The organism is Caballeronia glebae (genome assembly GCF_001545035.1).
Classification (GTDB): Bacteria; Pseudomonadota; Gammaproteobacteria; order Burkholderiales; family Burkholderiaceae; genus Caballeronia; species Caballeronia glebae.
Window position 1 is genome coordinate 66,927 of record NZ_FCOJ02000031.1, and the last position, 20,998, is coordinate 87,924.

General features: G+C 60.0%; 19 protein-coding genes and 3 pseudogenes. 13 read left to right on the forward strand and 9 right to left on the reverse strand.

The features are described 5' to 3' along the window. Position 1: 1 nt before the first annotated feature. Together AWB82_RS21075 and garD are read left to right on the forward strand one after the other, a co-directional pair. A complete protein-coding gene (locus AWB82_RS21075; protein WP_086970660.1) occupies positions 2-1,294 on the forward strand; it encodes an MFS transporter in 1,293 nt (430 codons plus the stop codon). A 189-nt stretch (positions 1,295-1,483) separates the two neighbouring features. Next, on the forward strand, positions 1,484-3,070 hold the full coding sequence (gene garD / locus AWB82_RS21080) for a galactarate dehydratase (RefSeq protein ID WP_086970661.1): 1,587 nt from the start codon (positions 1,484-1,486) through the stop codon (positions 3,068-3,070). A 126-nt stretch (positions 3,071-3,196) separates the two neighbouring features. On the opposite strand, the gene AWB82_RS21085 is transcribed toward garD, so the two are convergent. From AWB82_RS21085 to AWB82_RS21095, 3 genes and pseudogenes are all read right to left on the reverse strand, one after another. Further along, complete coding sequence (locus AWB82_RS21085; RefSeq protein WP_086970663.1) at positions 3,197-4,213, reverse strand: chemotaxis protein CheB; 1,017 nt, start codon at positions 4,211-4,213, stop codon at positions 3,197-3,199. Positions 4,214-4,629: 416 nt separating this feature from the next. Next, a pseudogene (locus AWB82_RS21090) lies at positions 4,630-6,322 on the reverse strand (helix-hairpin-helix domain-containing protein); the annotation flags it as partial. Positions 6,323-6,588: 266 nt separating this feature from the next. After that, on the reverse strand, positions 6,589-6,894 hold the full coding sequence (locus AWB82_RS21095; protein ID WP_086970664.1) for a DUF4148 domain-containing protein: 306 nt from the start codon (positions 6,892-6,894) through the stop codon (positions 6,589-6,591). A gap of 593 nt (positions 6,895-7,487) precedes the next feature. Between AWB82_RS21095 and AWB82_RS21100 the strand changes: the two genes are divergently transcribed. From AWB82_RS21100 to AWB82_RS37205, 3 genes and pseudogenes are all read left to right on the forward strand, one after another. Beyond that, a complete protein-coding gene (locus tag AWB82_RS21100; protein ID WP_159462607.1) occupies positions 7,488-7,655 on the forward strand; it encodes a glycosyltransferase in 168 nt (55 codons plus the stop codon). Between the two features lie 1,134 nt (positions 7,656-8,789). Further along, positions 8,790-9,329, forward strand: a complete 540-nt coding sequence (locus AWB82_RS21110; protein ID WP_086970699.1) for a DUF1003 domain-containing protein — start codon at positions 8,790-8,792, stop codon at positions 9,327-9,329. 200 nt (positions 9,330-9,529) lie between these two features. Then, positions 9,530-10,524: pseudogene (locus AWB82_RS37205) on the forward strand (IS630 family transposase). Positions 10,525-11,298: 774 nt separating this feature from the next. On the opposite strand, the gene AWB82_RS21130 reads toward AWB82_RS37205, so the two are convergent. Then, a complete protein-coding gene (locus tag AWB82_RS21130; RefSeq protein ID WP_086970676.1) occupies positions 11,299-11,571 on the reverse strand; it encodes a hypothetical protein in 273 nt (90 codons plus the stop codon). A gap of 17 nt (positions 11,572-11,588) precedes the next feature. Here AWB82_RS21130 and AWB82_RS37210 point away from each other — a divergent pair, with 17 nt between their 5' ends. From AWB82_RS37210 to AWB82_RS38405, 3 genes are all read left to right on the forward strand, one after another. Further along, positions 11,589-11,924 (forward strand): hypothetical protein, encoded by a 336-nt coding sequence (locus tag AWB82_RS37210; RefSeq protein ID WP_143756795.1) that lies wholly within the window; start codon positions 11,589-11,591, stop codon positions 11,922-11,924. A 1,736-nt stretch (positions 11,925-13,660) separates the two neighbouring features. Further along, a complete protein-coding gene (gene istA / locus AWB82_RS21135) occupies positions 13,661-14,626 on the forward strand; it encodes an IS21 family transposase (RefSeq protein WP_235023383.1) in 966 nt (321 codons plus the stop codon). 189 nt (positions 14,627-14,815) lie between these two features. Further along, on the forward strand, positions 14,816-15,211 hold the full coding sequence (locus AWB82_RS38405; RefSeq protein ID WP_235023386.1) for a hypothetical protein: 396 nt from the start codon (positions 14,816-14,818) through the stop codon (positions 15,209-15,211). A gap of 138 nt (positions 15,212-15,349) precedes the next feature. Here AWB82_RS38405 and AWB82_RS38410 read toward each other — a convergent pair. The 5 genes and pseudogenes from AWB82_RS38410 to AWB82_RS39205 form a co-directional block, all read right to left on the reverse strand. Then, positions 15,350-15,418: pseudogene (locus AWB82_RS38410) on the reverse strand (hypothetical protein); the annotation flags it as partial. Then, positions 15,415-16,452, reverse strand: a complete 1,038-nt coding sequence (locus AWB82_RS38000; protein WP_200818162.1) for a recombinase family protein — start codon at positions 16,450-16,452, stop codon at positions 15,415-15,417. The gene AWB82_RS38000 and the pseudogene AWB82_RS38410, both read right to left, overlap by 4 nt. Continuing rightward, complete coding sequence (locus AWB82_RS37215) at positions 16,449-16,682, reverse strand: hypothetical protein (protein ID WP_143756796.1); 234 nt, start codon at positions 16,680-16,682, stop codon at positions 16,449-16,451. The genes AWB82_RS38000 and AWB82_RS37215 overlap by 4 nt, the downstream gene beginning before the upstream one ends. Before the next feature lie 55 nt (positions 16,683-16,737). After that, positions 16,738-17,208 (reverse strand): helix-turn-helix domain-containing protein, encoded by a 471-nt coding sequence (locus tag AWB82_RS21145; RefSeq protein WP_086970678.1) that lies wholly within the window; start codon positions 17,206-17,208, stop codon positions 16,738-16,740. Positions 17,209-17,392: 184 nt separating this feature from the next. After that, positions 17,393-17,833: a DUF5372 family protein gene (locus tag AWB82_RS39205; protein WP_407643023.1), complete on the reverse strand. Its 441-nt coding sequence runs from the start codon at positions 17,831-17,833 to the stop codon at positions 17,393-17,395. Between AWB82_RS39205 and AWB82_RS21155 the strand changes: the two genes are divergently transcribed. The 5 genes from AWB82_RS21155 (at position 17,716) to AWB82_RS21175 (ending at position 20,549) form a co-directional block, all read left to right on the forward strand. Further along, positions 17,716-18,558, forward strand: a complete 843-nt coding sequence (locus AWB82_RS21155; protein ID WP_235023384.1) for a Mu transposase domain-containing protein — start codon at positions 17,716-17,718, stop codon at positions 18,556-18,558. The two genes, AWB82_RS39205 and AWB82_RS21155, sit on opposite strands and share 118 nt — an antisense overlap. Beyond that, the gene (gene istB / locus AWB82_RS21160; protein WP_407643024.1) at positions 18,539-19,309 is read left to right on the forward strand and encodes an IS21-like element helper ATPase IstB; all 771 of its coding nucleotides are present in this window, start codon (positions 18,539-18,541) and stop codon (positions 19,307-19,309) included. The genes AWB82_RS21155 and istB overlap by 20 nt, the downstream gene beginning before the upstream one ends. After that, positions 19,306-19,527, forward strand: coding sequence for a hypothetical protein (locus AWB82_RS21165; RefSeq protein ID WP_086970682.1), 222 nt, complete (start codon positions 19,306-19,308; stop codon positions 19,525-19,527). The genes istB and AWB82_RS21165 overlap by 4 nt, the downstream gene beginning before the upstream one ends. 444 nt (positions 19,528-19,971) lie before the next feature. Continuing rightward, positions 19,972-20,220, forward strand: coding sequence for a DUF1488 family protein (locus tag AWB82_RS21170; RefSeq protein ID WP_086970684.1), 249 nt, complete (start codon positions 19,972-19,974; stop codon positions 20,218-20,220). A gap of 92 nt (positions 20,221-20,312) precedes the next feature. After that, complete coding sequence (locus AWB82_RS21175; protein WP_086970701.1) at positions 20,313-20,549, forward strand: hypothetical protein; 237 nt, start codon at positions 20,313-20,315, stop codon at positions 20,547-20,549. Positions 20,550-20,998 lie beyond the last annotated feature (449 nt).

The following is a 20,998-nucleotide window of genomic DNA, read 5'->3' on the forward strand; positions in this document are numbered from 1 at the left end:
AATGAAAATCAAGGGCATCCGCTGGTGGATGGTTAGCCTGGTCGCGGCCGGGCTCATCATCAATTACCTCGCGCGCAACACGCTTTCCGTGGCGGCGCCGACACTGATGAAAGACCTCCATATGACCACCGAGCAGTACGCGCATGTGGTGGTCGCGTGGCAGCTTTGTTATGCGTTCATGCAACCGGTCGCGGGCTATTTGCTCGACACGGTCGGCACCAAGATTGGTTTCGCGGCATTTGCGCTCGCCTGGTCTTTGGCCTGCGCGGCGGCCGCATGGTCGACGGACTGGCGCAGCCTTGCGTTCTTTCGCGGCCTGCTTGGCATTGCCGAGGCGGCAGGCATTCCGGCCGGCGTGAAAGCGACCAGCGAGTGGTTCCCCGCCAAGGAGCGTTCGGTGGCGATTGGCTGGTTCAACATTGGCTCGTCCATCGGCGCGCTGCTCGCCCCGCCATTGGTCGTCTGGGCATTGCTGCATGGGCAATGGCAATGGGCGTTTCTGATCGTCGGCGTGCTGGGCGTGGCCTGGAGCGCGTTGTGGATGCTGCTGTACAAGCATCCGCGTCATCAGAAGCTGCTGAGCGACGCTGAACGGGATTACATCCTCAGCGGGCAGGAGGCCAAGCACAGTGATGTGGGCGCGCCGAAGCGAAAGTGGACCGAAATGCTCGGCAGCCGCAATTTCTGGGCGATCGGCATCCCACGGATTCTTTCCGAACCGGCCTGGCAGACTTTCAATGCCTGGATTCCGTTGTACATGATGACCGAGCGGCACATGAACCTGAAGGAGATCGCGCTGTATGCGTGGATGCCCTTCCTGGCTGCGGATATTGGTTGTGTGCTCGGCGGCTACCTCAGCCCGCTGTTCCATAAGTACGCGAAGGTCTCGCTGTTCACGTCGCGCAAAATGGTTTTCGTCTTCGGGGCACTGTGCATGGTCGGGCCGGCATGCGTCGGGCTGGTGGCTAGCCCTTACGCTGCGGTGGCACTGCTGTGCGTCGGGGGATTCGCCCATCAGACTTTGTCAGGTGCGCTGTATGCGATAACGTCGGACATGTTCGGCAAGAACGAAGTCGCGACAGCCACGGGCATGGGCGGCATGGCCGGTTACCTGGGCGCCGCGGCGTTCACGGCGCTGTTTGGCGTGTTGGTCACGCAGGTCGGCTATAGCCCGCTGTTCGTCGTACTCGCAGTTTTCGACATCATCGCGGCGATTGCGGTGTGCTGGCTGGCGAGAAGCGGCGACCGCATGCTTGAGCCGCGATTGGTGGCAGTGAGTCCTGGGGTCAAGTAAGACGAGGGGTGGGGCCGGCACCTTAATTGCGGGCTAGCATGCCAGGCGGCGCCTACCGGGGCCGCTTTTCTTTTAGTGGCGACCGTATGTCTGACCGTTATCACCGCGTCCGACGACGGGTGCTTTCCTCAAAACCATAGGATGACATATGACCCATGTACTTCCCCACTGGCCGCTCAGAGGATGAAAATGACTCAGGCTCCCCTTTATATACGCGTTCATCCGCAAGACAACGTCGCGATCGTCGTCAACGATGGCGGGTTGCCGGAAGGCGCCACATTCGCCGACGGCCTCGTGCTGCGCGAGCGCGTGCCGCAAGGACACAAGGTCGCGCTCGCGGACCTCGCCCAGGGCGATGAAGTCATCCGCTATAACGTGGTGATCGGATACGCGCTGAAGGATCTGCCCAAGGGCAGTTGGATCAACGAGCACGTGATCCGCATGCCGAGCCCGCCGGGACTGGAAGGCCTGCCGATCGCGACCGTCAAGCCGCCGGAGATGGCGCCGCTTGAAGGCTTCACGTTCGAGGGTTTTCGCAATGCGGATGGCACGGTCGGCTCACGCAACATCCTCGCGATCACGACGACCGTGCAGTGCGTGGCCGATGTGACCCAGCACGCGGTCGCGCGCATCAAGGCCGAGCTATTGCCGCGCTATCCGAACGTCGACGATGTCGTGAGTCTTGGGCACACCTCCGGTTGTGGCGTTGCGATCGACGCGCCCGATGCGATGGTGCCGATCCGCACTGTCCGCAACATCAGCCTGAATCCGAACTTCGGCGGCGAGGTGATGATGGTGAGCCTGGGCTGCGAAAAGCTGCAGCCCGAGCGTCTCATGCCGCCGGGCACGATCCCGATTATGACTACGGCCGTCGACGACGTGGCCGACATCGGCGACGTCGGCGCGGATGCGAACGGCGATGTCGTCGTGCTGCAGGACGATGAGCACGTTGGCTTCCACTCGATGATCGACTCGATCATGCGGATGGCCGAGCGGCATCTGGACCGGCTGAACAACCGGCGTCGCGAGACGTGTCCGGCGTCCGACCTCGTGATCGGCGTCCAGTGCGGCGGCAGCGATGCATTTTCAGGCCTGACGGCGAATCCGGCGGTCGGATTCGCAACGGATTTGCTCGTGCGCGCGGGCGCGACCGTGATGTTCTCCGAGGTGACGGAAGTCCGCGATGGAGTCGATCAATTGACGAGCCGTGCGGCAAATCCGGAAGTGGCGGCGGCGATTATCCGCGAGATGCAGTGGTACGACGATTATCTGAAGCGCGGCAGCGCCGACCGTAGCGCGAACACGACGCCGGGAAACAAGAAGGGCGGACTGTCTAATATCGTCGAGAAGGCGATGGGATCGATCATCAAGTCGGGTAACTCGGCGATTTCCGGCGTGCTTTCGCCGGGGGAGAAGGTCAGGCAGAAAGGACTGATTTACGCTGCCACGCCGGCCAGCGATTTCATTTGCGGCACGCTGCAGGTGGCGGCGGGGATCAGTCTGCATGTCTTCACCACCGGCCGCGGCACGCCCTACAGCCTCGCGGAAGTGCCGGTGATCAAGGTCGCGACGCGTTCCGATCTCGCGCGCCGCTGGCACGATCTGATTGACATCAACGCCGGGACGATCGCAACCGGCGAAGCTTCCATCGAAGACGTGGGCTGGGAGTTGTTCAGGCTGATGCTCGAAGTCGCGAGTGGACGCAAGCAGACCTGTGCGGAGAAGTTGAAACTGCATAACGCGCTGGTTCTGTTTAATCCCGCCCCGGTGACCTAAAAGGCCAGGTTCAAAAAGCCGGCTCCATTCGGCACATAGACCGGCGCCAGTTCCGCCGGCTGGCTTGGTCGCTTCCTCGGCCCTGCTCGCCGAAATGCTTAACCTCCCATTTTCTCGGCGGTCGCATTATCCGATGCTTTCAGTCGGGATTGACGCTGCGGATTCCAGTGCTAATCGCCTGACCGCTTCGATAGCGGTCTCCAACGGGACTATCTCCGCGAGCAACGATGCTGCGTCTGCGCTATCTGTCGCCTCGGCTAACGCAAGTTGTTCCTGCACAAGGAGCCGCTTTTCTTCCAGGCGTCGAACAGCTGACCATAGCGCATCCTCGGCGCCCGATCGTTGTTGCTCCTCCAGCGACGTTGCGGAGAAGGCGTGCCCCGTGTGACAACGATACCTAAGCGGGTAACCTTCGCCGATGCGCCAAATGACGCCTCCGCAGTCTGGGCAGGTCATGCTCGATCGATGGCCGAGTCGTTCCAGGTCCTCGGGAGATGAGTACCCGGTCGCGGCGATTTTAAGTTCAAGCGCGGCGCGCTCCCTTGCGTTCACGTCAAAGCCTTTAGACGAGTAGTCGGTCAACGCTCTGACGATGGCTGGCCCTATATCCTCGATCGGAGCGACTACGTCCGGCGGGACAGCTTTAAGGGCAGCCTTGGGCATATCGGGTGCGACGCACGTCGACGGATCCTGAACAATCGTGTAACCGCCGCAGGCGTGAATAGCCTTTAGGCCGGCTGCGCCGTCATCAAGTTTCCCGGTGAGGACTACTCCGATGGCACGCCCGCCGTAATTGACCGCCGCTGAGCGGAAAAGCGGGTCAGCGGCCGGACGCGTGAAGTTTTCCTTCGGCGCAGTCGACAGAACGATCTTGTCGTCGCCAAGCAGCATGTGCCTGTCAGGCGGGGCAACATACACCGTCCCCGCGGCAATGGCCTCGCCGTCCGAGGCGTGGACAACCGGCAGGCGGCTTTCAGCGTCAAGAAGCTTTGGAAGCTGACTTGGCCACGAACCGACGTGCATCACGATGAAGATACTTGCCGGTAGATCGACTGGCAACCGGGAGACGACTGACTTAAGAGCCTGAAGGCCCCCGAGTGAGGCCGCTACGACCACGACGCTTCGCGCGGACTGTTTTTCCATGTACCACCCTCCGCATAGAACCTAGCAATCGGCGAGCCTGTCCCTAGAACAATTCTCGATGCGGCTGACGCGTCGGTGTGCAATAGCTCCTAAAAAGGTTCGCTGTTGCCCGTCGTGTTTTTGCGGGATTCCAGAGCATTTTTCAGTGCAAAGCACCTGCCGCCGCCGGGACGGCCTGCGTTGAACCTTTGGGATGTGTGCTCCTCCGGGACGGACCCGCCGCGAAGCAGCATGCGCCAGGAAGACGCCTCGAACTTGCGAGCGAACCGCTGAACTGCTCGAGTCAACCTCTGGAAGGTTTCAGATAGAAGTCAAATGATCGAGGTGAGCCATTTTAAGACATCTACGACAACGAGCGTCGAGGGTCTGCGTTGGGGTGGGACAGGCGTCGGTCGCGCTGCGCACCCGTACGCCCTTCAGCAAAAATTCTTGCTGACCGACGTCAATCCGCCGAGAAGATGCGACAATCGACGAGTCGTTGCGCCACGAGGTGGCGGACTTCGCCTTCGCCCTGCCAGGTCTCGTACACCGCAAGCAACGCGGCGCCAAGCGCTTCCCGTCGCTGCTTCTCAAGCAACGACGGCCAAATGATGACGTTGACGTTGACGTTGACGTTGACGTTGACGTTGACGTTCCCGGTCTCGTCCTCGAGCGTCACGAACATGACGCCTTTTGCTGTGCCGGGCCGCTGGCGTACGGTAACCAATCCGCAACCCCGCGCGAGGCGTCCGTTTCGATACATTCGCAACGTCACCGCAGGCATCAGTCGTTGCTCCAACAGCGGAGGGCGTAGAAGCGACAAGGGGTGACGTCCGAGCGTGAGTCCCGCCGAGTTATAGTCGCTCAAAATATCTTGTGCTTCAGACGGCGCGCCGAGCGCCGGCGTCGCGTGGTCGATTCGCGTATCGGCCAGCATGTCATGGTCCGTCACTGCGGCGGCGGACTGCCACAACGCTTTGCGACGATTGCCGGCAAGTGACTGCAATGCGTTCGCCGCAGCGAGCACCTGAAGATCATGACGATCAAGTTGCGCACGTCGCGCCAGGTCACTGACGCTTGCGAAGGGCTTCACCGCTCGCGCCGTTTCAACCCGCTCGGCCGCGCCCTCGCGCATGCCTTTGAGCAACGAAAGCCTCAGCAGCACAACGGGCTTTTTGCGGTCGGGCAAGTTCTCCAAGACCGAATCCCACCCGCTGATAGTGACGTCGATCGGTACGAGCTCCACGCCGTGACGCCGCGCATCCTGCACGAGCTGCGAGGGCGAGTAAAAGCCCATCGGCTGCGAATTAAGCATGGCAGCAAGGAAAGCAGCAGGCTCGTGGCATTTTAAGCCAGCTGCTTGCGTAGACCAGCAACGCGAAGCTCGCGGCAGGACTCTCCGGAAAGCCATACTCAAGAATCCTTTGATCTGCTCGAAGATGGCTTCCGCGAACGGCTTGTCGCGACCGCGCGTCTGCATGCCCCCGACGATGCGGTCGCAGTAGTGCTGCAGACCGCCCTTGCGCTTCCATGCCGCCATCGCGCGCCGTAGCTGATCGGCTTCGCCCGGCGTGAAGCCTGCGACCAGGATTGCCACCTGCATGACCTGCTCCTGGAAGATCGGCACGCCAAGCGTTCGTCCAGTGCGGTTTCGAGGGCCTCGCTGGGATAGGTGACCGGTTCGAGCTTCTGGCGCCGTCGCAAGTAGGGGTGGACGGCACCGCCCTGCATCGGCCCCGGCCGCACGATCGCCACTTCGATCACGAGATCGTAGAACTCTCTGGGCTGCGTGCGCGGCAGCATGCTCATCTGCGCGCGTGACTCGATCTGGAAGACACCAACCGTGTCCGCGCGGGAAATCATCTCGTAGGTGGCCGCATCTTCCGCCGGAATATCCTGCATCTCGAAGCGCTCACCGCGTTGCTCAGAGACGATATCCAGCGTGCGTCGAATCGCGGACGGCATGCCGAGCGCGAGCACGTCAATTTTCAGCAACCCAAGCGCCTCCCGGTCGTCCTTATCCCACTTCATGGCGCTGCGATCCGGCATGGCTGCGTTTTCCACGGGCACCAGGCGCGTGAGCTTGCCCCGACTCATCACAAAACCGCCCGAGTTTCCACTTGAGGAGCGGAGGGCCCAAATGAATGCTACGACATGCGGACTCGATGTTGCAAAGCAGATCTTGCAGATGTACTGGGTGGGCGCGCAAACGGGCGAGGCATCCAAAATAAGGTTGTGCCAGCTTCGTCGATAAAGTCGGCATCTGAGTGCGCGTCGCGCCGATTCCCCATGAAGCGAGCGAATTCAACAGCCTGGCCGAAGCGCAATAAAGTGGTCACCGACGATCGATCAACGGGGGCTAGTCAGTTCCCCCGCGACTCGTAAGACCCTGCGGGTTATTGACCGAAATAAAGCGACTTTAGGTCGTTCTTGGATGCGGGAGGACCCGATGTCGCCGAACCGCTGACCGTTCCGCCGTAAGCGGTCGCCCCGTTCCGGGCCGCGATGCGCGCTTCTGCGGCTTGGATGTTTGTGGGATAACTAGCTTGGTCACCGTCGCCGACGTGATATCCCGCCTGTTCGAGTTGCGTGAGTTCAGCGCGCACTTCCGCCCGCGTTACAGGCGAGTCCGATTGAGCGAACGATGCGACCGGTGCGGCAATGACCGTAGCGGCAATAATTGCATAGGTTAGTGATTTCATGATGGCTTACCTCCAAGGCGCCTTCTTAAATCCGTTACACGTCATGCAAACGCAAATGCTTGTAGCCAGTTATCTGAGTTTAGGCGAGTAATCCAGCCGTATTAATACATTTTTTTCAACTTGACTTTCGTTTCGCGAGCGCGAATCGGCGTGAGGCTGAATGCCAGGACCGCTTTATTGCCGTCAACAGAGGTGGCCCCGAAATCTGGACAGTCGGTTAGGCGAGTCGCTGGTTCATAAGATAATAAAGGAAAGGATTTTTTGATTAGCGATCGCGGCCGCAGAGGGATAATAGAGCCGATCAAGATCAGTCGGCGAGCGGTAACTAAAAAAGGCGGCCAAAAGCGATGTGCAACACCTATCGTACAAGGTGTTGCAACGCTCGGCAAAACTACTTCATACCGGCAGCTTCAACCTGAAGAACGCCTCGCCGTCGCAAGCCTACAACTGGCTGCGCGAGAGCGGCCGGATGCGATGACTGGCTTTCGGACGGCGAGCCAGTCATGGGCACGCGTTTTCGCGGCATGGGAAAAGCTGAGATAGTTCGTGAAGCGCATGCGACAGGGTCGACCGATACCATGCCAACGGATACGATGCCCCTCATCAGTTGCATCATGCCGACCTACGGACGACCGGCGTATGTCGACGAAGCGGTCGCGATGTTCCTGGCGCAGGACTATCCGAACAAGGAGTTGATCATCGTGAACAGTGTTGGGAAAGCGACGATCTGCACGACGATCAGGCCATCGAATCGTGGGTGAGTCATGCCTGGGTGATGTTCATGAAGGACTTGCGGGAGCAGGTTCGCGGCTACCCCGATGCGCATTGCGGCGAGGACGCGCTTTCCTTCGAGCGGATCCGTCGAAGGCTGGACAGACGTTCATTGCCTACGAAGTGTCACGAGCGGACCGCTTCGCGGTCTTGCCCGGAACGTCGCAATACGAGCACGTGTCGATCCCTGGCGGAGCCCACACCATGCCGGGGTTTCGCAGTTGGGGCGGGGAGGACGATATTTCGTGGCGCGCGTGCAGGCGAGCTTTCCCATCGTGCGGGAACGCTGTGATGAGGTTTGGCATCAGTGGCATCCGCAACGTTGCCGGCATGACAGCTACGAACGCATCCTGCGCGCCGACTATCACGATCACTTGCAGGCGAGGTCCCTGCAGGCGAGCATGCAAAGGGAAGCGATTTTCAAGGTGTATCGGGGAATGCTTCCCCAGTGGGGGGGCCAGCGAACTTACTGGTCCTTCTTCGCAACGGGCGATGGAACGCGCGGGCGTTGACGGGGGCGAGCATGAGTATCAGGAGGAGAACTACATTGCCTTAAAGTGGGATCGTTGGCCCGTGGAGATCCTCATGTGGAACAGACAAAGGAGGATCTTCCATGACCCGACCAAGCAGTTTTCGTTGATTCCGGTTGTCGTTTGATGCGGCGGGAAAGTCCGATGCGGGCGATGCGGAGCACCCGCCGGCCAGCGAACAGTGGCGGTCCCCGTGGCCTGACAGCCTCGATGTTCTTTTGCGCGATGCGTGGCGCGCAGTCGGATATTGGTTAGGACGATTCGCTGGGGCAGATGCTTTGCAACACGTTCATCGGGAGTCGGGCCGTTAGCTCATGAACGCCTACGACGCCTTGTAATGCGGTAGATACGCACGCGTTAGAGGTCGTCATCGAGGCGTCCAGATGATTGGTTGTCGAGCCATGAGTCCAAGTTCGCCCCATCCCGGAGCGAGCGGTACACTCGCTCTGCTATCTCGCGTCATGCTTGCCTTAAATGATCGTTCGATGATTTGCTCGCTTCGTTCATTGCCGCGCAACTGCTTGGTGTCTCGTGCTGCAGACCTGATTGGCGGCTCTCCGCCACGACTAGGCCCTGGAGGGGATGATGGAAACCATGAAGCCCGACTCGGCTACCGCCGAGCTCGCCAACCCGGGAGTTGATCACCTCCGCTTCCACCGCCCTCACGCGCACCTTGCCTCAGCTTTTGGCAATGACGCATTCGCGCTCAAGGCGGAAGCCTTTGCACGTTTCTTCGGAACGCCCGTTTTTCTCGGCACGCAGACCGCCATCGTCGCTATCTGGATCGGAGTCAACATCCTGGGCCTAACGAAGTTCGACGTCTATCCATTTATTCTGCTTAACCTCGCATTCAGTCTCCAGGCGGCCTATGCTGCGCCGCTCATCCTGCTTGCCCAGACGCGACAAGCAGCGCGTGACACCGTGCTCGCCGAAGCTGACGCACAGCACAGGGAGGCGCTTGCCGTCGCGAGCGAGCAACGGCAGGAAATTGCAGCCCAGAATGCGGGACAACTGCTGGAACTGTTGCAGCGAAACACGGAGCTGACGGAACTTACCCAGAAGTTGATTCAGCGGGTCGAGACGCTGACCGCCGAATTGCACGAGAAGCTCGTGCAGCAAAGTTCGAAACTGTAATACGGCTGTGTGGCCGCGCGGTTGTGGGTAACGTCAAGCGCATTCTCAGCGACGTCGCGTATGCGCGGCGGCGGGTCCCGAATCCGCTGTGGAACTATCGCGATGCCGGAGGCTCCTTCTATTGAGATTTCCATAAAAGATGACAACCGATTCGATGCTGGTGCGTTGTATCTCTGAGGGATTGATTGGAGATGCATGCCATGGCAAAGAAGCCGATGGACGAGGCAACCAAGAAGCGCTTGCGGGCCGCCCGCATGCTTAAGGCGGGCAAAGGTCCGGCAGAGGTAGCACTTGCCGTAGGGGTAGCCCGACAGACGGTGTACACATGGAAGCGATTGCTCGATGAAGGCGGAATCGATGCGTTGCGCGCGGTACCGGGTCGAGGTCGTCCGGCTCGGCTCGATGCGTAGCAATTGGCGCAGCTGCGGCAGGCGTTGTTACACAACCCCACCGAACACGGCTTTGGCACGGAGCTATGGACGCTCAAGCGCGTCGGTATGCTCATCAAGCGCATGTATGGCGTCGAGTTCGGACAAACGCAAATCTGGCGCATTCTTGGGACGCTCGGTTTTAGCGCACAGAAGCCTGAGCGGCGCGCAATCGAGCGTAACGAAGAAGCTGTGCGCCACTGGAAGCAGAACACCTGGCCCGCGCTTAAAAAAAAGCCAAGCGCGAAGGCCGACTGATCGTCTTTACCGACGAGACCGGCATCAGCGAGCGGCCGACGCGAGTGCGTACTTGGGCGCCGAAGGGGCAAACGCCGGTTATCCAGTTTCATTTCAACTGGAAGCATGTGTCCGCGATTGCGGGCCTCAGTCGCACGAACTATCTGTTTCGGTTGTACGAAGGCAGCGTAAAGAAGGAACAGGTGGTCGAGTTTCTCAAGGCGCTCAAAGCCCATCTGAGGCAGCCGCTGTTGATCATCTGGGACGGTGCCAGGCCCCACCACGCGGCAATTGTCCGGCAATACCTGGACTCTCTCGAGGGCCATATTCAGATCACCTTTCTGCCGCCGTACTGTCCAGAACTCAATCCCGTCGAGTATCTGTGGGCATGGCTCAAACGTCACGCCATTGCGAATTTCTGCCCCGACAACCTCGACGAGTTGCAGACCGTCGCCCGCAACAAGCTGAAAAGCGCGCAGCACCGACCTTCGATCGTTGCCGCGTGCTGGATTCAGGCAACCCTGTGGTGACCTAAAGAATTATGGAAAGGTCAATAAACCGGCATCCGAGGTCAATCTGATGAGCGTCCAAACCGTCGGTGCGGTCTTCTTCACGCCCGCGCGAAGACGAAGCCTTAGTAGGTTGGCGAGATAGTTCATCGATCGCGCCGCACCGTCGCGGAAGGAGATCAAACCAGCTGACGAGGTTCAACCGAGCGCTGACGCCACGCGGGGTAGCATTGGCTGCGACAACCGCGAATGCGCGCGGGGAAGGCTATTACCGTGAAGCGTCGTCACTGTGATAGGTACGCCCACGATGGTGGATTCGCCGCCGGGGACGTACAGTAGGACCCGGACGACCAAATTCCACGCAGGTTTAAGGAAAGGCAAGACACTCGAAAGGGCCGCTGTCTCTAATCATCTCCGACGGCTAAAGCCGAGTTTGTCGCGCAATCTGTCGATCACATGATTCTCCCTAAGCCAGAGGATCTCCTCCCTTCGCGCAACGCTTTGTCGATACCAATAGAATGAGACGACAAATATCATCGCCATACCGGTCAGAATTGCGTAGATCGCGTATGTCATTATGGATCCCTTGTGTTGCCCTGTTCGTCACAAAGGGATGAATAGGGAATAAAGTCGGGCCCGGTATCGATCACCCCGAGTCGTGGAGCAGTGTTAATACAAACGAAACATCCTGCTATGCGATAGCCATTCGTGGCCGTCTGTCGAACGCATCGGCGTCGTCCGCGCACCGCATCCGGGCGGATCCGATGGGGGACGAAAACCGGGTAAAGCAGTATGTCAAAGTTCGGTTGCCTGAACCTTGCCATCTAGGATGTCTTTGCCGTATTGCATTGCGAGGTCGATGGCGTCCGTATCGTTATCGGGGTTTGTCCCAGCGAACACCGTTCCGTAACGCCGTGGTTTCACATCGTTAGGTGGGGTACTGTCGATTCGCACAACTGACGAGAACTTCCTTAGACCGTTGGCATACGGGTCGCGATGCAGCGGGAATTCCTGGTGAGAGTACGCACGGAGCTCGTGCCCTCTGTATTCGATTGTGGGAATGGTCATGATGGCGCGCTCCTTTTGTGGTGCTGACCGTCATTGACTACGTCTATGCGGATCGCGAAAAATGGGCGGCCAGAGGTACATCTCGCTTACTTCACAATGCGCTTAATGCCGTAGCAAAGCAAACTAAATCGCGATTAAATATAAAACAACCCGGCGTCGTGCCGACCTCCTCCTCAGGCGGTGGGCCGCCGCCCATTCACCGGCTCGTACAGGATGTCTATATCGATTACGCGATGTCAGACGCCGGGATGGGCTGGATCGGGACATCGGTTGAATGGCAGACGGTTTCCGGCATCATCCCCTGTGTCCGCAACATCGCGCAGGGTTGCAGGTTGCAGATTGCACGGTGGTAACGGCAGTGTCCGAGCCGAAACGTGCAGTCTGACGAAGGTTGGCTGCATTTTCCGTCCACATGGCGTTGTACTGGTTACGCAACTCCTCGCCCGTACCTGTGCGCGCTGCCATGAACGATGAATCGATCTCACAGACGTGCGCGGAATACGGCAGCGTGTGCTCCGCAAACCGCTGCGCAAGGCGACCGCACCGGCGAGGCGGTAATCCTGATTTCGACGATGACAGAAGCGTGGCTCGACGCTGGAAGAAGGACAAAACGTGGCACTCGACTACATCGCCGGCACGCCGAGGCGCGTTCACGAAGTCAGTCCGTGGGTCACGACATTCACACCAGGGCGTCCTTAATCATCGGCGCAAGAGTGCCGCCCCACGATAGGATGCCGTTGTGACGCTCGGTAGCCCAAGCGGTACGCGAGCGGCGAGGGGCGCGGTTGACGCAAAGCTATGTGGTCATCGAACAAATTGTATCGCACCGGTCCGATCTCGCTATCTGGTCGCGTCGCAGGCAAACAGTTCGAGCAAAACTAGGCAGCTTGTCCGTAATAGCGGGAAGGACCAAATCCTTGAGAGATCGTCGACTTTGGCCGCTCAAAACGGTGCAAACCATTCCGTTTGGAGCCGGCTGTCGATGTGGCTTAACTTGCCTGTCCACTCCATCGGGACCCCCTGCGGTACCGGGACGATTTTGAGGCGAACCTCCAAAACTGAGTTGCGTTTGGACGCTCTCGCGGGAAACTCGTACAGCAGCTACGGAGGCGAGAGGACACCGCGTCCGGCTTCGGACGACGACCTTCTACCACTTTGACCGTATTCATCGACCATCCTTCGTTAGGCCCGGGTGCGGTTTGCGTCGAGGCGGCTGTGAACGGCGGTTGAAAACCGACAATAAGCGGCGGCGTCTTAGTGCGGCGGCGCCACACGCGAGGATGAAGACAGACATCAGGGAAGCGTTCAACCCACGCTGAACGGGACGTTGATTCAGGGCACGGCGTCAGGGAGTCCGTAGGGCGACCGGAGACGTGCCCTGAATCGGGGCGGGCCGTCCGCATGATAGAAAGGCGTTTGCCAAAGAAGAACAACAGGCGCAGCGCCGGCCTCAACCGCCAAGTCCAGTCCAGCGCTGCGCCTCCACAGGTATCCATATGACGGCCCTGTCGGCCGGCCGGAGAGCCGTGTGAGCCGTGTGAGCCGTGTGAGCCGTGTGAGCCGTGTGAGCCGTCAGTATCGCATTGCTCATGCGGCCCGTCGACTTGGTTCGACTCCTCCTCATCTTTGGCGTTCTGGAGGAGCCGCCAATGCAGCCGCCCACGGGCCGCCTGTACGTGTGCGCCCGTTGCCGGGCGCAGGTCATCGTCTGCCGCCGTTGTGATAGCGGCCAGACTTACTGCGATCGCGACTGCGCGCAGGCCTCACGCCGAGCCAGCCTGCGAGAGGCTGGTCGCCGTTACCAGCGCAGCTGGCGCGGTCGTATGGCGCATGCCGCCAGGATGCGCCGCTATCGCCAGCGGCGCGAGAAAGTGACGCATCACCCTTCCGCCAAGTCCACCGCTGATGCTCTACTGATCGCGACTCCGACGACATCGGCCAGCGAGACGACTGCCACGATGGCAACCACGCCATCGCACGGGCACTGCCGCTTCTGTTACTGCGCATGTGAGTTTGTGCGTCATGGGCCATTACGCCGTCGGGTCTTCTATGAGGTTCGTACTGCTACCGAACGAAAAGGAACCGACCCATGACCATCAAGACTGAAGTTGAGGCGCAGATCCTGCGCTATTACCACGTCGAGAAGTGGCGTTGCGGCACCATCGCGCGCCAGTTGCATGTGCATCGCGGCACCGTGCAGCGTGTGCTGGCCCAGGCGTGCCTGCCGCGGATGGGCGGTCTGCAGCGGCCCTCGCGGATTGATCCGTACCTGCCGTTCATCCATGAGACGCTCAAGAAGTTTCCCTCACTCACAGCCAGCCGTCTGTACGCGATGGTGACCGAGCGTGGTTACCGGGGCAACATTCACCATTTCCGTCACCTGGTGGCGCTCCATCGCCCACGCCCGACTCCTGAGGCCTATCTGCGGTTGCGCACCATGCCGGGAGAAGTGGGTGAGGTCGACTGGGCCGCATTCGGCCACCTGCAGATCGGTCGCGCGCGCCGGCCGCTGATGGCCTTCGTGATGGTGCTTTCGTGGTCACGGCAGATCTGGCTGCGTTTCTTCCTCAATGCCCGTATGGACAGCTTCCTGGCAGGCCACGTGGGTGCCTTCGAAGCATGGTCCGGCGTGCCGAGGGTCCTGAAGTACGACAATCTGCGCAGCGCCGTGCTTGAGCGCCAGGGCGATGCGATCCGCTTCAATCCAGCGCTGCTCGCGTTTGCCAGCCATTACCGGTTCGAACCCAGGCCGGTGGCCGTCGCGAGAGGAAACGAAAAGGAGTTCGTCGCATATTGCACCTCATCAGTCATGATAGGGGGTATTTACGTCTGCAGCCGCTTTGCGTCGAGCTTTGTTCTTGTGCGCGAACCTTCTGGGAGCGTCGACGCCAGGGCGCTCGTAGAGGTACTGGCCGTTATCGTTATATTGGAATGCCTTGAGCAGCCCCGCCCGTCGCCAGTCGGCAATGGTGGCGGTGCATTCCTTGAGATACTTCGCTATCTCCGTGGCGCTCAACAGTCCGCGAGCACGCAGGCGCTCATATTGGGTCTTTAACCCGTAATCAATACGGATCCGGCGTACCATCAGCCTCCTGAACGGCAAGCCCTCGCCGGAGCGCATACCACTCGCGTTGAGTAATTCTGCTGTTTCGTGGTCAGTGTGTCCTTCCAGCAAACGATCGATTTCGGCAACGACCGCTGCCGGGGTTTGTCTCAACTGCCATGACGGTTTGGGCGATGACAGATGCAGTTCACGGGTTGCGCCACCCTTGAAGCGCACCTGTGCGATGATCTCGGTGTCCTTAAGCAGCGTCACGTCGGCGATCAGCAAACGGGCCATACGCTTTTTCTCACGGTCGGGTGTCTGGGGATCGTTCCACAGGCGCGGGAAGTCCTGTGCGAGCGCCATGATGCTCTCGCGCTGCTTTTGATTGAGCTGGACGCTCCCGGTCTCGCATTGCTTCTCATAGCGCTCCTGGGCAGCAGCAAGCGCTCGCAGTGCCTGGTTCCACTCGGCTTCCAGCGAATCGGCTACGAGACGGTTGTCGGGATCGACACGCATGTAACGACGACGGGCGAGCTCGACCTCATAACTTGCCCGCTCGATCTCTTGCCTTCGCAACCGGTCGAACTCTCCTGATCGATCCTCGAGCTCCTTCTGCACCGCGAGCGCGACCTGAAGCGTCACGGGTGTAACGGTTTCCACCAGAAGCCTGCCGATTACATGATCGAGTTCAGCACCGTTGATTTGCTGGCATGGTCGCCCTATAGCTTCGTTGATGCTGCGGCTTTGGCACATGTAGTCAGGCACGCGCTGCGTGTCGTGGACATGGTAACGGATCGTCATCCGGTCACCGCAACGCCCGCATATAGCAAGTCCCTGCAGCAGCGCCGGCCCTTCGCAGGAGCACCGAGGTCCCGCTCACAGCCGTGGGCCTGGGCATTATCGTGCAGGATCTGCACGTGCTGCTCGAACTGTTCCCACGTGATGTAACCTTGGTGCGCGTCACGAATGAGGGCGGTCCATTCGTCCACGGGTAATGTCTGCGATACCTGATGGCCATCCGGCAGCTTGCGCGTGCGTGTACGTCCAAAGCAGAATGCTCCCGTGTAGCGGGGATGGTGAAGGATCCACAGCGCACGCGAGTGATCGAGCTCGTCCCACTGGACGTCGCCTTTGTGTGGGCCCCGATAGATCCGGCGCGGAAACTTCAGCCCCGCTCCACGAAAGGCCTTTACGGTAGCCATGGCAGACGCGGTGCGACGAAACGTGAGGAAGAACTCGCGTATACTTTCCTGAATGCGCTGATCGGGATCCAGACTTACGCGCCCTTCGCCATCGTAGACAAAGCCGATGGGCAAACGTATTTCAAGCTCACCACGTCGAGCCTTGTTAAGGATACCTCCACGTAACCTTGCCCGCAGAACATGCAACTCCGCTTCGCTCATCGTTCCCTTCAAGCCCAGAACGAGGCGGTCGTTAAAGTGCGCAGGATCATATACGCCATCTCCGTCGAGCAGAAGGGTATCCGTCAACGCACAGATTTCCAGCAGCCGGTGCGAGTCCGACGAGTTGCGTGCCAGGCGCGAAACCTCCAGACCCATCACGATTCCAGCCTTGCCCATGCTTACCTCGGTGACCAGCCGCTGGAAGCCCTCGCGATCGACTGCACAAGCGCCGGATTGCCCGAGATCGGAATCGATCACGAACACCTGGTCAATTCTCCACCCGAGGGAGACGGCACGCTCGCGCAGCGCATACTGACGCTGGGTACTTTCTGTGTTTTCGAACACCTGCCGCAGGGTCGACTGCCGTACATACAGGTAGGCGTTTCTCGAGAGATGCCTGGCTTGTATCTTTTCAGGTGTAATGGCAGTCATGCCGTCTCCTCCAGTGCGTTCGCGAGCACCATCGATGTCAGGATATCGATCAGGTCCTGCCGAATGCCCGCGCTCGGACCCGTATCGTGAGTTGTGGCGCGTGCAGTCGGTGTGCATGGGGCGATCTCACGCATGCCTGCCATCCAAGCCGCCATGCCCTTGAGCATCAGGAGCGTGCGTCCGCGCCCCGACGGGCAGCATCCGCGTTTCTCGACCCTATCGATGCGCAAGGCTTCTTAGCCTTCGACCAGCGCATCCGAGTCTGAAGTTATGCGCGCCGGGAAATCACTGGCGTTTTTTTTTCGGCTCTCGACGCAGCGCGCGCTCCACGGTGCGCCGGTGCACATTCAAACCGAACTTCGCTGCTATGCGGTCGAGCAACTCCTTCGTGCTCAGGCCGTCCTCTGCGGCGCGCGCCTCTTCGATGAAGTGCAGTACCTCCGCAGTGAGCTTGTGGGCACCACGAGGCCCACGCTTATCCGGAAGAAGCCCCGCCAACCCCTCACGATCAAAGTCGGCTTGCACCTTGTAGAAAGTCGGCCGCGAGATGCCAAATCGTGCGGCCACCTCGGCGATGGTTTGCCCCTCCGTACGCACGCGGCGAAGCATTTCGTAGCGTACCTGCACCAGATCCCGGGCATCGAAGAAGTCATCGGCAATGAACGCGTCATCGCGAACGTCCTGCGCGTGTGGATTCAGGGTGCCGCTCTCCTGGAGGGCAGCCAGTTTCGGGTCGGGTTTTCGTGCTCGGCTCATGTAATATAAATTATGCCCAATTTAATAAAATATCAAGATCAGTTTTGACCTCTTCACGTTGATCTTGAACCATGAAGGTCGCGGCTTTATAGCTGCTTTTTCGCTTCGGGAACGAGTTCTCGCTGGAAGTAAAACTTCGTCCCTCTGTAGTGGTATGGGTTTATTTAAGTTTACATATGCGGCGTCATTTCCTTGACGTCTTGCGTCTGCCCGATTTGCTACCGGCTGTATCGCTTGCCTCCCGGTGTCGGGCGATGAGCCCGACCAGATGCAATAGATCCTCGACCCGGAATGCGGATCGCCCCGCGGAGAGGACCTCGAATGCAATGGGCGGCGCGGCGCTTGTCCACGAAGCTGGGAGACGTCGCAGCCTGCCTGAATCATCGTGGAAGTAAACGCGCTCTTCGCCCCAGGTACTGCGACGCTCCAGCAGCACGAACTCCTGTCCGAGCAGAGGATGGAAAGGGTGGGTCACCCGGACAAGCTGTATGCCACCGAGTGAATTACGTGCAGTTGACGGTCTATGGGAAGGGTCGCGTCGAAAGAGCAATTCGTTTCGCACGCGAGAGCTTCTTCGCCGCGCGCAAGTACGCCGATCTCGATGATCTGAACGCGCAGGCCGCACAATGGTGCGCGGGCGTTGCAGCCGATCGTCCATGCCGGGAGGATCCGGCCATCACCGTGCGCGAGGCCTTCGAGCGCGAGAAGCCGAGCCTGCTTGCATTGCCGGACAACGCGTACCCGTGCGAACTGCAGCTTCCCGTGACGGCCGGCAAGACGCCTTATGTGCGCTTCGACCTGAACGACTACTCGATACCGCACACGCATGTGCGACGAACGCTCACGGTTCGTGCCGACCAGCATCAGGTGCGCATCCTCGATGGCGCCGCTGTCGTCGCCGAGCATGCTCGCAGTTACGACCGCGGCGCGCAGATCGAGATCGCGACGCACATCGATGCGCTGGTGGAGCACAAACGTGAGGCCCGCCACCACCGCGGCCTGGACCATCTCGCGCACGCCGCGCCGGCTGCCCGGACACTGATGCTGCGCGCGGCCGAACGCGGCAGCAATCTTGGCAACATTACCGCGCAGCTGCTGCGATTGCTCGACCGGTATGGCGCCGCCGAACTGCAGGCGGCGATCGAGGAAACCCTCGCGAGCGGCGCCGCGCCGCACCAGAACCCGGTGCGCCTGGCACTGGAGCGTCGGCGGGCTGCCCGGGGAGCCCCTCCGCCCATCGCCATCAAGCTGCCGGAACACGTGCGCGACAAGGACAAGCGCGTGACGCCACACCGGCTCGACATTTACGACCAGCTCACAGCGGAGGCCGATGATGACAAACAGGACTGAGCAGTTGCACGAGCGCGCCAATGCCCTGCGGACGTATGGATTGCTGGCGCACTGGAGCGAGATCGCCGACGCGTCATGGATCGAGCCGTTGCTGCAGTGGGAAGAGCAGGAACGCGCACGCCGTTCGCTTGAGCGGCGTATCCGCGACGCCCGCCTGGGCAACTTCAAGCCGCTTGCAGACTTCGACTGGGCATGGCCAAAACGGATTGACCGCGGCGCGCTCGAGGAACTGATGGCGCTCGAGTTCGTCAGGGAGAAGTCCAACGTCGTGCTGATCGGGCCGAACGGCGTGGGTAAATCGACACTCGCACTGAACCTCGCGTACCAGTCGCTCATCCACGGCTACACGGCGCTCTTTACCACGGCTGGCCAGATGCTCGGCGAGCTGGCCGCGCTCGACAGTGACTCGGCGCTGCGCCGGCGCCTGCATCGCTACGCTTCGCCCGAAGTGCTCCTGATTGACGAGGTAGGCTACCTGTCGTACTCGAACCGCCATGCCGATCTGCTGTTCGAGCTGGTGAGCCGCAGGTACGGCGCCGCGAGCACGGTGGTTACAACGAACAAACCGTTCGCTGCATGGTCGGAGGTGTTCCCGAACGCGGCCTGCGTCGTGTCACTGGTCGATCGCCTCGTGCATCGCGCCGAAGTCATCGCCATCGAGGGCGAGTCGTATCGCGTCAAGGAAGCGCGCGAGCGGGCCGAGCAGCGCGCCAGGAGGCGCAACACTGCACGCCCGGAGAAGAAGCCGTGAGCCGCCGCACACACCTGCCTTCGGGCCTGTCTCGCGGGCTGGACTTCCTGATCGACGCCGACTGGTCGCCCCAGCAGGCGTTCGCCGTGTTCGAGCTGCTCAGCGATCTGCGCGCACGCATCTGGATGCGTTACGGCGTCGAGTTACACGAACTGATCCGCGCGCAGCGTTCGCCGCCCACCGATGTCGATATCGACGATATCAAGGGCCGGTTCTGATCCTGTTTTACTCGCCCTGCGGGCGGCAATGCCTGCGGCGCATGGCCGAGTGTTTAACTCGACCTTGCGCCGCCGTCTGGTGTCGGATTTACGCCGCCGCCAACAAGGCGGCCACCGGTCATTTCGAGCTGCCCGGCACCCGGAAGTTGTGCATCTCATAACGGGTCGTAATAAAACGATTTCACGCGAAGGCAAGGGTGTACAGTGAGCAGACGACCATCACTTGGTCGGTTAGTTTTTAGAGGTAGTTATGCGATTAAATATCAAGAAACCACTCCCTCCTGAGGAGAATGAGACGGCTTTCAAGCGGGATCGTCAGGCGCGCCTCCGCGTTCTCAAAACCGAGGACGCTAACCGGACAGACCAGAGGCGCATCAGCTATTCATGCATCGATTCGACCGTGAGCAAGTGGCGATTTCCTGCTAATGGGATGAAAATCTGATCGTGGCTCTCCATTTTCCGAATCCGAGCCGCAGCTACGATGCCACAAGGCATTGCGTGTTTTTCTGGGGTTATGACGATTCCCGGGAAATTACCTTTCAGGTTGACCGCGGAACGCTCAAAGGTCTGCAACCGACACTGGGAGCCGACGAACAGTCCGTATTGGTGGCCTTTGACGAATTTCGCGAAAAGCTACTTGAAATCGCGAAAGGTCGATACGTCCGCGGTCCGCAGAATCGATATTCGATTTGATGAAGGCCGCGGTGCCGTTGAGCTATTGCCGGTGGTCGCAAGGCTCCGTCGAGGCGTCGCTCCAGCCGCGGAAGCCGAATAAGGTCTCTTTCATGCATAGAGTGATCGCATATCGCAACTTCGAGATTGATGTCCAGTTGACTCCGGCTGCTGAAGACATGTTTGACGTGACTTTTCAGATCAAAGGCGGCACTAATCTCGATGTACTCGGCGCGCGAGGAAGCCGGATACCGCTGCGCAACGGCCCGTTCACTGAACGATGGGCCTATCTGGTGGGCGAAATCTCCGGGCAAGCGGCAATCGACGTCTTGCTTGGCCCTGTTGAGTGAGCCATCTTTTCTTCGACCGGGCACCCCTGCTCACAGCCAAGATCCGCGACACTCGACAGCGTCGCGATCGAGAACGACCCAGCAAAACAGTCCGGACTCTTACACCAAACGGACAAATACTAGGAAGGCAGTCATGAAGGTTCGATTGGTTGACGTAATAAATCGCAACGGCACCGTGCTGCACACGTACCCGATTACCCTGAGTGAGTCGAGCAACGTCGCCGACGACTCCGAATACCAAGCCAAGGCGCTTGAAGCGGCAGCGCACGGCCGGCTAGTCCCTGACGCTGAGCTCGGCACGCTAACGGCCAGAATGCATACAGATCGGGGCGGTCAGATGGCTCCCTACGGCGATGACCTGGACAGAAACTCGGCGGTTTCAAGGTTGAAGTGCAACAGCGGTTTTAATGTTTAGAGCCATGAGGTTGAGCTGCCGAAGCGAGTGTTGC

Excerpts from the sequence above, each read along its gene's own strand:
- AWB82_RS21075 (WP_086970660.1), top strand. The coding sequence starts at position 2 with ATGAAAATCAAGGGCATCCGCTGGTGGATGGTTAGCCTGGTCGCGGCC.
- garD (WP_086970661.1), top strand. The coding sequence starts at position 1,484 with ATGACTCAGGCTCCCCTTTATATACGCGTTCATCCGCAAGACAACGTC.
- AWB82_RS21085 (WP_086970663.1), bottom strand. The coding sequence starts at position 4,213 with ATGGAAAAACAGTCCGCGCGAAGCGTCGTGGTCGTAGCGGCCTCACTC.
- AWB82_RS21095 (WP_086970664.1), bottom strand. The coding sequence starts at position 6,894 with ATGAAATCACTAACCTATGCAATTATTGCCGCTACGGTCATTGCCGCA.
- AWB82_RS21100 (WP_159462607.1), top strand. The coding sequence starts at position 7,488 with ATGCCCCTCATCAGTTGCATCATGCCGACCTACGGACGACCGGCGTAT.
- AWB82_RS21110 (WP_086970699.1), top strand. The coding sequence starts at position 8,790 with ATGAAGCCCGACTCGGCTACCGCCGAGCTCGCCAACCCGGGAGTTGAT.
- AWB82_RS21130 (WP_086970676.1), bottom strand. The coding sequence starts at position 11,571 with ATGACCATTCCCACAATCGAATACAGAGGGCACGAGCTCCGTGCGTAC.
- istA (WP_235023383.1), top strand. The coding sequence starts at position 13,661 with ATGACCATCAAGACTGAAGTTGAGGCGCAGATCCTGCGCTATTACCAC.
- AWB82_RS38405 (WP_235023386.1), top strand. The coding sequence starts at position 14,816 with ATGCAGTTCACGGGTTGCGCCACCCTTGAAGCGCACCTGTGCGATGAT.
- AWB82_RS38000 (WP_200818162.1), bottom strand. The coding sequence starts at position 16,452 with ATGACTGCCATTACACCTGAAAAGATACAAGCCAGGCATCTCTCGAGA.
- AWB82_RS21145 (WP_086970678.1), bottom strand. The coding sequence starts at position 17,208 with ATGAGCCGAGCACGAAAACCCGACCCGAAACTGGCTGCCCTCCAGGAG.
- istB (WP_407643024.1), top strand. The coding sequence starts at position 18,539 with ATGATGACAAACAGGACTGAGCAGTTGCACGAGCGCGCCAATGCCCTG.
- AWB82_RS21175 (WP_086970701.1), top strand. The coding sequence starts at position 20,313 with ATGCATAGAGTGATCGCATATCGCAACTTCGAGATTGATGTCCAGTTG.